Source organism: Janibacter sp. CoH_79_TC_3 (assembly GCF_058197955.1).
The window spans coordinates 187,071-199,301 of sequence record NZ_JBXWIV010000004.1 but is presented as its reverse complement, the minus strand read 5'-3'; the positions used below and the strand labels follow the sequence as shown (position 1 = coordinate 199,301).

Annotated in this window: 11 protein-coding genes; 2 read left to right on the top strand and 9 right to left on the bottom strand. The window is 41.7% G+C overall.

The window, feature by feature from the left end; translation table 11 throughout:
* The first annotated feature begins 21 nt into the window (after window positions 1-21).
* A complete protein-coding gene (locus tag AC2FA3_RS06045) occupies window positions 22-552 on the top strand; it encodes a hypothetical protein (RefSeq protein WP_490508783.1) in 531 nt (176 codons plus the stop codon).
* Between the two features lie 26 nt (window positions 553-578).
* Window positions 579-1,157 carry a hypothetical protein gene (locus tag AC2FA3_RS06040; RefSeq protein ID WP_490508782.1) on the top strand — a complete coding sequence of 193 codons (579 nt, stop codon included), beginning with the start codon at window positions 579-581 and terminating at the stop codon, window positions 1,155-1,157.
* Window positions 1,158-1,278: 121 nt separating this feature from the next.
* Here the strand turns inward: AC2FA3_RS06040 and pnp are convergent, their stop codons facing one another.
* From pnp to nusA, 9 genes are all read right to left on the bottom strand, one after another.
* Window positions 1,279-3,381 carry a polyribonucleotide nucleotidyltransferase gene (gene pnp / locus AC2FA3_RS06035; RefSeq protein ID WP_490508780.1) on the bottom strand — a complete coding sequence of 701 codons (2,103 nt, stop codon included), beginning with the start codon at window positions 3,379-3,381 and terminating at the stop codon, window positions 1,279-1,281.
* Between the two features lie 757 nt (window positions 3,382-4,138).
* Window positions 4,139-4,405, bottom strand: coding sequence for a 30S ribosomal protein S15 (gene rpsO, locus AC2FA3_RS06030; protein WP_045443035.1), 267 nt, complete (start codon window positions 4,403-4,405; stop codon window positions 4,139-4,141).
* 381 nt (window positions 4,406-4,786) lie between these two features.
* Window positions 4,787-4,960, bottom strand: a complete 174-nt coding sequence (locus AC2FA3_RS06025; protein WP_490508779.1) for a hypothetical protein — start codon at window positions 4,958-4,960, stop codon at window positions 4,787-4,789.
* Between the two features lie 95 nt (window positions 4,961-5,055).
* Entirely contained in the window at window positions 5,056-5,217 is a 162-nt protein-coding gene (locus AC2FA3_RS06020; protein WP_490508778.1) for a hypothetical protein, read from the bottom strand.
* Window positions 5,218-5,295: 78 nt separating this feature from the next.
* On the bottom strand, window positions 5,296-5,826 hold the full coding sequence (locus AC2FA3_RS06015; RefSeq protein ID WP_490508777.1) for a type 1 glutamine amidotransferase domain-containing protein: 531 nt from the start codon (window positions 5,824-5,826) through the stop codon (window positions 5,296-5,298).
* Window positions 5,827-6,193: 367 nt separating this feature from the next.
* A complete protein-coding gene (gene truB, locus AC2FA3_RS06010) occupies window positions 6,194-7,282 on the bottom strand; it encodes a tRNA pseudouridine(55) synthase TruB (RefSeq protein WP_490508775.1) in 1,089 nt (362 codons plus the stop codon).
* A gap of 8 nt (window positions 7,283-7,290) precedes the next feature.
* Window positions 7,291-7,695, bottom strand: a complete 405-nt coding sequence (locus AC2FA3_RS06005) for a ribosome-binding factor A (RefSeq protein WP_422305586.1) — start codon at window positions 7,693-7,695, stop codon at window positions 7,291-7,293.
* A 152-nt stretch (window positions 7,696-7,847) separates the two neighbouring features.
* Window positions 7,848-10,574 carry a translation initiation factor IF-2 gene (gene infB, locus AC2FA3_RS06000; protein WP_490508774.1) on the bottom strand — a complete coding sequence of 909 codons (2,727 nt, stop codon included), beginning with the start codon at window positions 10,572-10,574 and terminating at the stop codon, window positions 7,848-7,850.
* Between the two features lie 164 nt (window positions 10,575-10,738).
* The gene (gene nusA, locus AC2FA3_RS05995) at window positions 10,739-12,223 is read right to left on the bottom strand and encodes a transcription termination factor NusA (RefSeq protein ID WP_201611336.1); all 1,485 of its coding nucleotides are present in this window, start codon (window positions 12,221-12,223) and stop codon (window positions 10,739-10,741) included.
* Between the last annotated feature and the right edge of the window lie 8 nt (window positions 12,224-12,231).

Here is a 12,231-nt window from a genome sequence, read left to right as displayed (position 1 = left end):
TTGACATAAATCGATTATTGTATGAATAAGAAAGAAATACGCCCTTTACCAGCTAAATCGCTGAAGAAAAAGCATACTAAGGCACGCCAAAAATGGTGGCCAATCATTATCTTAGCAGTACTATTAATTGGTTACTTGGTTTGGAAAAATAATTCGCCTAACGCTAGTATCGCACCCGTTGAAAGTACGCCACCGACTATTGAGCAAGACAGCGCCGGGCAATCAGATACTACGCCATTAGGTAATGATAATGCGTTAAATACTAATGCGTCGATTTTAGATACCGATGGTTCTGCCACCATAGACAGTCAAATGCCCGATCCCGAAGCTATCTTAAATGCATCTTTACCAGAAACAGATAGTTTGGCGAAAGAAGAAATCGATCGCTTAGCAGATGAGCATAAACGCTTAGCAGAACAAGAGAAGTTAGCGGCTGAGCAATTGACGATGAATGAACAGCTGACAGAGATGAAAGCTGAGCAAATCGCCTTGCTTGAAGAACAAATTGCTCAGTTAGAAGCAGCAGAAGGCGCTAAAACCAGCGCGAAATAATATCACTTTTATAAAGGGGCAAGAAAATGGGACATCTACAACTCACCCATGCCCCTATTTTAAATAGCAGCGCCCAACTGCTGATACTGCCTGTTAATAATGCGGGTATTCTTTTAGACCCTATCCTTACGCGAAGCAAAAATCTATATCCAGACAATTACCAACGCTACTATCGGGCTTCCCGTGATGGTAACCTCTTGGTAGGTAGCTGTTTAATGCACAAACGCTCACGCGAGCAGGCAGGACTTGGCGTCAGTAGCAATGGCAATCAACCAATCCATATTGCCAATCTTGTGATATCAGACCATGCCTATCATCCAACCAGAGCTCGTTGGCTCACGGCAGCGCTAGTCGATTTACAACAGCAGCTGATACCTTTAGTGCGTTATCAAGGGATTCGTAGGGTTGCGCTATTAGCACGTCCGCTTATTTCTAGTCATTCGCAGAACCGTTCTGCTCAAAATAATGATATTGAAAACGCCGAATTAGCAAAATCAATTGCTCTAGATTGGCACACTGATATTTTGCCTCTCCTCACCCATTATCTGCAAGATTTACCCAAACTGCGTATTGACATCCACCTTCCTAAAGAAATTAAAATATAAATTATTTTTAAATTTCTACAGTCTTTTTAGCACATAAAAAAACCGCTTTGATTGCTAGCTATCAGCAACCAAAGCGGTTTTTTAGATTTTGACTATGGCAAATTGCGTCAAATATCGAGGATTAGCTTTGCTCAATACCTTTCATGGTCAGTTTGATACGACCACGGTTATCAACGTCTTGTACTAATACTTTAACGATTTGACCTTCTTTTAGATAGTCAGATACGTTCTCTACGCGCTCATCAGCGATTTGCGAGATATGGACGAGGCCGTCAGTATTTGGCAATACATTAATAAAGGCACCGAAGTCAACGATACGCGCAACTGTACCTTCGTAAGTCTTACCTATTTCAACTTCTGCGGTGATGGCTTCGATTTTGCTGATAGCCGCTTTGGTTGCTGCTTTGTTTTCACCAAAGATACGAATAGTACCTGCATCATCGATATCGATAACTGCGCCAGTTTCTTCCGTTAGCTGACGAATCGTTGCGCCACCTTTACCGATGACGTCACGGATTTTGTCTGGGTTGATTTCGATAACGGCATAGTTAGGAGCATGAGCGTTGATTTCAGTACGGCTTGCAGGCAATACTTTGTTCATCGCATCTAAGATATGGATACGACCTGCATGGGCTTGCTTAAGTGCTTGCTCCATGATATCTGCAGTAATACCTTCGATTTTGATATCCATCTGTAGTGCTGTGATACCGTCTTTTGAACCCGCTACCTTAAAGTCCATATCACCAAGATGATCTTCATCACCTAGGATGTCAGACAATACTGCAAAGCGCTCGCCTTCTTTAACCAGACCCATCGCGATACCAGCAACCGGTGCTTTTAATGGTACCCCAGCATCCATCAATGCCAAGCTTGCGCCGCAAACTGAAGCCATAGAAGATGAACCGTTTGATTCAGTGATTTCTGATACCACACGAATCACATACGGGAAGCGGTCGCTATCTGGAAGCATGGCTTCAACACCGCGGCGCGCTAGGCGACCATGACCGATTTCACGACGTTTTGGAATACCTTCACGGCCTGTTTCACCGACTGAGAAATGCGGGAAGTTATAATGCAACATGAAATGGTCGCGAATCGTACCGGCCAATGAATCAATCATGTTTACGTCACGCGTGTTACCAAGCGTGGTAGTCACTAATGCTTGCGTTTCACCGCGGGTAAATAGGGCTGAACCATGAGTAAATGGTAATACGCCAACTTGGACATCTAGAGCACGAACGGTTTCAAGATCACGGCCATCAATACGCGGCTTACCTGACAAGATATTGTCACGAACGGTGCGGTATTTGAGGTCATTGTAAATTTCTTTTAGCTCAGAAACTGTATCGTTGTAAGTTTCTGCTTCCGTGTCACCTGCCAATGCATCGATAATAGCTTGTTTAATTTCATCGAGTTTGGTATAACGCTCTTGCTTATCCGTGATGGTATAAGCGTCGGCCACTTGCTCGCCAAACTGCGCTTTCATGCTGGTTTCTAACGCTTGATCGCGAACAGGTGCCGCATATTCTTGCTTAACAGTACCAATCTCTGCAGCCATTGACGCAATGTTATCAATAACGATTTGCTGCTGCTGATGACCGTATAAAACCGCACCTAGCATTTGATCTTCAGACAATTCTTTCGCTTCTGACTCAACCATCAACACGGCAGATTTAGTACCAGCAACCACTAAGTCAAGGTCGCTCTCTTTGAGCTGCTCAAGCGTTGGGTTAAGAACGTATTCACCATTGATAAAGCCAACACGCGCAGCAGCCACAGGGCCATTAAATGGTGCATCAGAGATAGCGAGTGCTGCTGAAGCACCGATTAGCGCAGCGATATCTGCAGACTGACTCTTGTCTGATGAAACAACCGTTGCCGTGATTTGAATCTCGTTCACATAGCCTTCAGGGAATAGTGGACGAATCGGACGGTCAATCAGACGCGAGGTTAGCGTTTCAGCTTCGCTGGCACGGCCTTCACGTTTGCCATAAGCACCAGGAATTTTACCGGCTGCATACATTTTTTCTTGGTAGTTTACGGTCAATGGAAAGAAGTTTTGTCCTTCTTTAGCATCAGACTTTACTACCGCTGCCACTAGGACAGTCACGCCGCCCATGTGGACTAAAATAGAGTTTGCTTGACGAGCGATACGGCCCGTTTCGATAACGACCTGCTGGTCGCCGTATTGGAATTCACGCTTAATGGTATTAAACATTGTCATATAATTTTCCTAATATTGACTGACGAAATTGATATCAGCAGTATAAAAAACTGATATTTTTCATTTAAAATTCTTTATATATAGCCACTAATTGCCAATTATACGGTTAATAACTGCGTCGATTAGGGCTGATATTATTACTTATTTAACAGATATATCGCTATTTCTTTAAAATAAACATCGCACTTCTACCTATGTATACCTAGATAAAGTACGTTGGTGTAAATCTGGTTTTCTACTCTTAATGTTAAAGGCGTGAGCACTTTAGAATAAGTTACATTCGATACGATATTATTTATTAGCTTTCTTAAATAAGATATTTACATGTGGCGTCCATGCGTATAACTCTATGCATATAAATAAATGGTATAGCTCAATGCGCTATAGGTAATCATCACATACGCTAAGCTATATCAATATTCGCTTGAGCGCCAGTATGACTCAGAGACTCATAAGGCATTATTTTACAGTGATTTATAAACATTGACCAATTAAATGCAAGTCAGCGTTCATTGACCGTGTAACTTTATAACTGATACTTAAAATATCCGATAGTAGCAGACCGAAATCTCTACACGTAATAATTGATATTAATAAGCATAAAAAAACGGCGTGAAACTATTCCACACCGTCTTTAGAGAAAATCTATTTTATCGATTTCAACAAGCAAGTTCCAAATGGTTTAGCAAAAAACTTAAAATCCCGCCAAATTAAGGCATATTTTAGTTCAGCGACCATTCGTACTATTGTCGCCAAATTAACGACGTAGACCTAATTGGCTAATAAGGGTGGTATAGCGACCAAGATCTTTACCTTTTAGGTAGTCAAGTAATTTACGACGTGTGTTAACCATACGGATAAGACCGCGACGGCTATGATGGTCGGCTTTGTGTGCTTTAAAATGGTTTTGTAAGTCATTAATACGCGCACTTAACAAAGCTACTTGAACTTCTGGTGAACCTGTGTCGTTTTCGCCACGTTGGTATTGGGCAATGATTTGTTCGCGATCGGTATTAGTTAGCATAAATCTCTCCGGCAATGCTATAAGCTCCGAGATGTACTTAATAGTTAAGCATCAAGGAACGATAGAATAATAAATAAAATAATTTGACCGTCATTCAGGACAACCCTGCATTACTAGAGTTGACCTAGTGTACGACAAACTTATTAATGATAATCTTTATTCAAAACCGCTCAAAATAAGACATTATCTAACTTAGACTGTTGCCAAAGTTAAGATAAAGCTTTATCTAAAACAATATTCAAATATGCCAGCGATTATAACAAAAAACTGCTGAACTAGCAGCAGTTTTTTATAATAGTTTTATAGCTTATTATGAGGCGGCAATTACTATAGATTAATAACGCTTTATATTATGCATTATTATAACTAGTTTAAAGTATTTCATTTTTTGACGTCATCTTGCGTAGCAGTCCCACCAAGAGCATAATCATCAAGCGGTGCGGTAGTTGCTTCCGCTAAACTGTCTGGACTAATATCTTCGCTAGGATCAATATCTTCCGCTAGCTCTTTGATTCTCTTCTCTTGTGCATCCATGTTGTCTTTTGAGTCTGTCATAAATACTCCCAGTTATAATTATTGTTTTATATCTATTTGCTAATTGCATTGTTCTTAATCAAGAGTTTTTTAATCAACAGTGTTAATAAAGCTAATTATTTTTCTTCTTTAGCATTTCTTAAATTATCAGCAATACGGTCAGCAGCAGCTTCGGTATTTTCTGTATGATTGTCTTCAGTTTGACCTTTCAATGCTGCTGTAGCAGAGTCTGAACGTTCTTGCTCAAGCTTAGTATTATTTGGGTTAGGGTTTGACATAGTACTTTCCTTTTGTGATTGTGTTTATTTATAGAAATTAAAATGAATAAGTCTAAATAAATATTGCGATGATGAATATTAAGACGCGGAGAGCGCTTTATCTATAGCAGCAACAAAGTCTTTAATATCATCTGGATTACGCGAAGTAATAAGATTACCGTCTACTTGCACACTTTTATCTACGAAGGTTGCCCCAGCGTTTTCTAAGTCGGTTTGTAATGTATGATAAGCGGTCAAAGTTTTACCTTTAGCTATACCCATATTAATCAATGCCCAAGGCGCATGACAGATTACCGCTAAAGGCTTACCGGCTTCGTTAATAGCATCAATAATAGTATGTGCTTCTTTATTACCGCGTATGGTATCGGCATTTACCGTCCCACCTGGCAGCACCAGCGCATCATAATCAGCAACTTCGGCATCTTTAGCGAATATATCAGCGATAAAGGTAGCGCCTTCATTAACGTCTTGCTGCATCGCTTGGACTTGTTTGTCTTTATTGGTGGTAATTAAAAGGGTTTTATAACCTTTTTCTTTTAGTTGATTATCGACCTCTTCATACTCTGCTTGTTCAAAATTATTATGTAATAAGAAAGCAATGGTTTTCATAGTAATCCTTATACTTTATACTTTGATACGTTAATTTTATTATTTCATAGCTCTAGACTATATTTTTTATTATTATTTTTAAGTTAGAAAATTTATTTATATTAATTAATGTCTTTTTATTTTTATGTAGATAGCTTATTTTTATTGTTATATTTCTTGATAGTTAATTAACTTCCATTTTTATTATTTCTTTTATTTTTATGTCCTTGTCTGCTTTCCGTAGCTGACTTAACTAAGGTACAAAAAAAGCAGGTCTCACTATAGGTGAAACCTGCAATAAAATGTGATGATATGTGATTAGTGTAAACTCTTAGTAAGTTTTACTTAGTTTCAGTTATGGCTACTAAAGCTTATTTAAGCATTAATATTACAACTGGATGAGCTTTTTCGGCTGCAAGCGACCATTTAGACTCAGTGATCCTAGACCAATAAACTGCCTTTGCTCATTTATGAGACGGATATCTACGGGTATTTCATAAGGCAACAAAGCTTCATTATTACCTTCACTATCATCGCCATTTTGTTGAATAACGCTATTTTCATAGTGACTAGGCTGTTGCTCGATGATAGCTGAAATATACCATTGCAAATCGTCGTTTAGCTGCTCGATGACATTTAAACGTTGTCCCATTTGTACACGGGCGCATTGCTCAGCCGTTAATATAAGCTCAGCCTCAAGGTTGATGCAAGCATCTAAGGGTAATAAATGCGCCTGACGATCTTCTAAAGCTATCGCTTCTAAATCCGCCAAGCTAATCGCCGCGTCAATATGAAAGTCACCGACTTGTATACGTCGTAAAGCAGTTAAATGTCCTAATGTACCAAGCATTTTGGCAATATCTTCTGCTAATACGCGTACGTATGTACCCTTAGAGCAAGTCACTGTCAGCTGGATTTGCTTAGCGTCGATTACTGTTAAATTAATTGCTTTAATAACAATATCTCTTGCCGGGCGATCAATCTCAATACCCGCACGCGCATACTCATATAGTTTTTTGCCATCTTTTTTTAAAGCAGAATACATCGGTGGAATTTGCTGCTGTGGCCCTAAAAACTGCTGGGCAATTTTTTCTAGCCCTACCACATCGAACTGTGGAATAACTTTCTCAGCAACAATCTGTCCATCAGCATCACCAGTATCAGTCTGACTGCCCAAAAAAATAGTTGCTTGATACGATTTATCGGCATCAAGTTGATAATGACTGAACTTGGTCGCTTCCCCCAAGCAAATAGGCAATAGACCCGTTGCCATAGGATCGAGCGTTCCAGTATGACCAGCTTTTTTACTGTCATGCTTGGGAGATTTAAACAGGTATTTTACCTTTGACACCACTTGTTGTGACGTCATACCTTGCGGTTTATCGACTAAAATCACGCCATTGACTTTTATCTTATCAGTCATCTGTTTAGTCTTCTTAGAGGGTTGCATAGAGGCTTTTTTAGAGACGATCGACATAATAGCTTTTACTCGTTGATTTCTTGCTCATCAGACTCGTTTTGCTCAGTTTTAGTGACCGCTTTACTAATCAAATCCATCATATAGTTACCACGCGCAGTGACTTCATCATAATGGAAACGTAAGCGCGGCGTAGTGCGAGTTTTTAGACTATGGCTAAGCTCAGTACGCAAAAAACCAGCAGCTTTATTAAGGACTTTGATGCTTTCTTCGTGATTTGACATAGTCATAGCATCGTTGAGTTCAGGCTCCATGATGGTGACATAAATATCAGCGTAGCCTAGGTCTGGGCTGACTTTAACACTAGAGATAGTCACAAAACCAGTCAGACGCGGATCATTAACGGCATCACGGATAAGGACAGCGAGCTCACGCTGAATCTGATCAGCTAAGCGTTGTAAACGTTGGTTCATGTTATTACCTTACTTTAATATGGCTTATTTTTATTGATTGATAAGTTTTTGATTAACAAATTTTAGGACTTCTATTTGCTAAAAAAGGCCTAGCAGGGTGTACCTGTTAGGCCTAAGTACAGCTGAATATTAAGAATTATCAAGCAGCTACTTTAGATAGTACGTGCGAACTCTTGGATTTCAAAGACTTCGATTTTATCGCCAGCTTCGACATCATAACCACGAACCGCTAGACCACATTCCATACCGGTACGTACTTCATTGACGTCTTCTTTATAACGACGTAATGATTGCAACTGACCAGTAAAGATAACTTGGTCATCACGCAGTACGCGGATAGGTTTGTTACGATAAATCGTACCTTCAACAACCATACAACCTGCTGCTGCGCCAAATTTACTAGAGCGGAATACTTCACGAACGTCTGCAACACCCAAGATTTTCTCGCGATGTTCAGGCGCCAGCATACCACTCATGGCAGCTTTGACATCATCAATCAAGCCATAGATAACGCTGTAGTAGCGAATATCCATATTAGCAGTATCTGCTTTACGGCGTGCGGTTGCATCTGCACGGACGTTGAAGCCTAGTAATACCGCTTCGCTAGATTCTGCTAATGTTACATCAGATTCGGAGATTGGACCAACCCCTGAACTAATGACTCGCACTTTAACTTCATCAGTAGATAGCTCATTTAGTGCAGCAAGTAGGGCTTCAAGCGAACCGCGAACATCGGTTTTTAAGACGATATTTAAGAATGATACATCGCCTTGTTCCATCTGATCGAACATGCTCTCTAGACGCATGGCGTTCTGACGTTCTAGTTGACGCTCACGCTCACGATTGCTTCTAAAGTCAGCAACTTCACGGGCTTTTTTCTCGTCGGTTAAGACTAAGAATTCGCTACCTGCAGCTGGTGTTTCAGGTAAACCTAAAATCTCTACAGGGATAGACGGACCTGCTGACTGAATGCGCTTGCCATGTTCATCTGTCATCGCACGAACTTTACCGTAATGCTCGCCTGCTAATACTAAGTCGCCTTGTTTCAAGGTACCTTTTTTAACTAGGACACTAACAACCGGACCGCGACCTTTTTCAAGTCTTGACTCAATAACCACGCCTTGAGCAGCACCATCTAATGGCGCTTCTAGCTCCATCAGTTCAGCTTGTAGGCTAATAAGTTCTAGTAGCTCGTCAATACCGTCGCCTGTTTTGGCTGAGATACGAGCCATTGGGGTATCGCCGCCCCACTCTTCTGAGACTACTTGTTTAGCAGTTAACTCATTAAGGACACGATCAGGATCGGCGCTTGGCTTATCCATTTTATTGATAGCGACAATGATAGGTGTACCAGCAGCGCGTGCATGATCAATCGCTTCTTCAGTTTGTGGCATCATGCCATCATCAGCGGCGACAACGATTACGACGATATCCGTCGCTTGTGCACCACGTGAACGCATGGCACTAAAGGCTGCGTGACCTGGGGTGTCAAGGAAAGTAATGACGCCGCGATCAGTTTTCACGTGATACGCACCGATATGCTGGGTAATACCGCCGGCTTCGCCAGTGGCAACCTTAGTTGCACGGATTTTATCGAGTAATGAGGTTTTACCATGGTCAACGTGACCCATAATAGTCACGACTGGTGGACGCGTTTGCACGTTACTGCTACGCTCATCAACCGCATCTTGCAGATCGTCTTCAACTTTCGTATCACTAACCGGTACAGGGTTATGACCCATCTCTTCAACGATAAGACTGGCTGTCGCTTGATCAATGGTATCTGATTCGCGTGCAATTTCACCCATTTTCATGAGCAATTTGGTCACTTCACGAGCTTTAACCGCCATACGCTGTGCCAAATCAGAAACAGTAATATGTTCGCTAATTTCGACGTCATAAATAATTTTATCAAGCGGCTTTTCAAACTTATGCTGTGAAGCTTGCGTTGAACGTAAACCGTTTTTGCGGTTTTTAATTTCACGCTCATCTTGATTTTTACGACGACCACGACCACGGGCACTAGTACTACTGGTACCACGTTTGATTTCACGACGTTCTTTTTCAAATGACTCTTCTAGCGCATCACCGACCAAACCTTCAGCCAATGGTTCATCTTTACGAACCTCAGTAGCAGGCTGATCGGTATATTTACCAGCCATTTTGCGCATTTGCTCAAGCGTACGTTTTTGTGCTTCTTCCGCTTGCGCGCGGCGTGTTTCAGTTTCGATTTCGCGTAGACGGGTTTCTTCTTTTTCACGGGCTTCGCGAGCTTTACGCTCAATCGCCGTTTCAACTTTTGGCTTCGTCGCTGCAACTTTTTTCTTTGGTTGGTCTTTTGGCTTAACTTCTACTGCCGCTTTACCACCTTTTTTTACAACCACTGACGTTGAGATATCATCGTTCTTGTCACTAGACTTTTTGCTAGAGCCGAGGCTTGCACGCATTGCCGCTAAAGTAGCTGCTTGGCGCTCTTCAGATTTTTTCTTAGTAGCCGCACGTTCTTCAGCATCTTTGGCAGCACGCTCTTGTGCCTCAATCATTGCTTGCTCTCGAGCAGCCAACTCTTCAGCCATTTTCTCTGGATCAGGCTTCTCAAATACTTTCTTTTTACGCACTTCCACATTGACGCTCTTAGATTTACCTGAAGAGCCAGTCACGCGCGCAGTGCTAGTCGTTTTAGATTTGAGACTAATACGACGCTTTTCTTCCTGACCATGACTTTGCTTTAAATACGTCACCAACTTTTCCTGCTCAAGCTCGGTGACTAGGTCACCTTCTGCGCGTGCAGGCAGTCCAGCGTCTACCAGTTGCTGTTGTACAGCACTTGCGGTTTTGCCTACCATGTCTGCTAGTTCTTTGACGGTCTTATCTGCCATTTATTATCACCTACTGTCTATTATTTGCTATATGTTCAATTCAGTTGTTGGCTACAAATGATTGGGTTAAGGCTGATGCTTGTGTTGCATTTGATTGTGTTACGTCGTACCAGCCCTTATTATCGATAGCATATCACTAAAAGACAGCGATATGCAGTTACCGCTTATTCATTGAACCAAGATTCCCGAGCTTTCATGATGAGTTTTCCTGCGGTTTCAGAGTCTAAACCTTCGATATCTTCTAAATCGAAGACGGCTTGTTCTGCCAAGTCATCTACGGTAATGATGTCTTTTTGTGCCATTTTATAAGCCCAACTGACCGTCATTCCTTCAAGATCTTGTAGCTCTTGACTTGGCTCTTTCATGTTCTGTTGTTTGACCAATTCATCAGCGATGACAACTTCTTTCGCACGCTCTTGAATCATGTCAATCGCTTCGTCGTCTAACCCTTCAATATCATAGAAAGTTTCGACAGGTACATAAGCGACTTCTTCAATACTGGTAAAACCGATATCGACAAGCGCTTGTGCTAAGTCTTTATCGACTTCTAAACGCTCATAGAATAATTCAATAAAGGCTTTTGATTCGTTTGCTTGACGCTGCTGATATTCTTCTTCTAGCATCATGTTTAGCTTATAGCCTGTTAGCTCAGAGGCTAAGCGTACGTTTTGACCTTGTGAGCCAATCGCGCGCGCCAACTGATCATTAGTGCTAAAGATAATATCCGCAGTTTTAGTGTCTTCATCGAGAATAATACTGCTAACGTCAGCTGGCTCTAAAGCGCTGATGATAAATTGGGCAGGATCATCTGACCACACCACCACGTCAATACGCTCGCCATCAAGCTCTTGCTGTACCGCTTGGATACGCGTACCGCGCATACCGATACAAGCGCCAACTGGATCGATACGATGATCGTTGGTCTTCACCGCTATTTTAGCACGCGTACCAGGCAAGCGAGCAACGTTGCGAATTTCGATAATTTGTTCTGCAATCTCAGGCACTTCTTTTTGCATTAGTGCTGAGAGCATTTCTGGATGGGTACGTGATAACAATAACTGCGCACCGCGATTTTCACGGTTAACATGATATAAAATGGCATTGATACGCGATTTTGCGCGTAATTGCTCACGCGGCAACATTTGGTCACGTGACAAATAGCCTTCAGCGTTATCGCCTAAATCAATGATAAAACCATCACGAGTCTGTTTTTTGACTTCGCCATACATCATCTCGCCAACACGTGGCTCAAACGCATCTGCTACTAAATTGCGTTCCGCTTCACGAATTTTTTGGATGATGACTTGTTTGGCTTGAGTGGCAGCGATACGACCAAATTCAATCGATTCGATCTGCTCTTCTTTGATATCACCAATTGACCATTCATCTTGGTCAAGATCGGTAATCGCCAACTGACATGCAGGCATCTCATGGTCTTCATCTGCAACCACTGTCCAGTAACGATAAGTATCGTAATCGCCGGTTGCGCGGTCGATTGACACCCGCACTTCTACTTCCGGCTGATCGGTATATACTTTTTTCTTAGTGGATACCACCAAAGCATCTTCGATTGCTTCAAAGATATCTTCAGGATTTAAGCCCTTTTCATTACTGACAGTTTCTACTACCGTTAAGATTTCACGACTCATGCTATACC

Coding starts and splice junctions, on each gene's coding strand:
- AC2FA3_RS06020 (WP_490508778.1), bottom strand. CDS start 5,217: ATGTCAAACCCTAACCCAAATAATACTAAGCTTGAGCAAGAACGTTCA.
- AC2FA3_RS06005 (WP_422305586.1), bottom strand. CDS start 7,695: ATGAACCAACGTTTACAACGCTTAGCTGATCAGATTCAGCGTGAGCTC.
- pnp (WP_490508780.1), bottom strand. CDS start 3,381: ATGACAATGTTTAATACCATTAAGCGTGAATTCCAATACGGCGACCAG.
- nusA (WP_201611336.1), bottom strand. CDS start 12,223: ATGAGTCGTGAAATCTTAACGGTAGTAGAAACTGTCAGTAATGAAAAG.
- rpsO (WP_045443035.1), bottom strand. CDS start 4,405: ATGCTAACTAATACCGATCGCGAACAAATCATTGCCCAATACCAACGT.
- truB (WP_490508775.1), bottom strand. CDS start 7,282: ATGTCGATCGTCTCTAAAAAAGCCTCTATGCAACCCTCTAAGAAGACT.
- infB (WP_490508774.1), bottom strand. CDS start 10,574: ATGGCAGATAAGACCGTCAAAGAACTAGCAGACATGGTAGGCAAAACC.
- AC2FA3_RS06025 (WP_490508779.1), bottom strand. CDS start 4,960: ATGACAGACTCAAAAGACAACATGGATGCACAAGAGAAGAGAATCAAA.
- AC2FA3_RS06040 (WP_490508782.1), top strand. CDS start 579: ATGGGACATCTACAACTCACCCATGCCCCTATTTTAAATAGCAGCGCC.
- AC2FA3_RS06015 (WP_490508777.1), bottom strand. CDS start 5,826: ATGAAAACCATTGCTTTCTTATTACATAATAATTTTGAACAAGCAGAG.
- AC2FA3_RS06045 (WP_490508783.1), top strand. CDS start 22: ATGAATAAGAAAGAAATACGCCCTTTACCAGCTAAATCGCTGAAGAAA.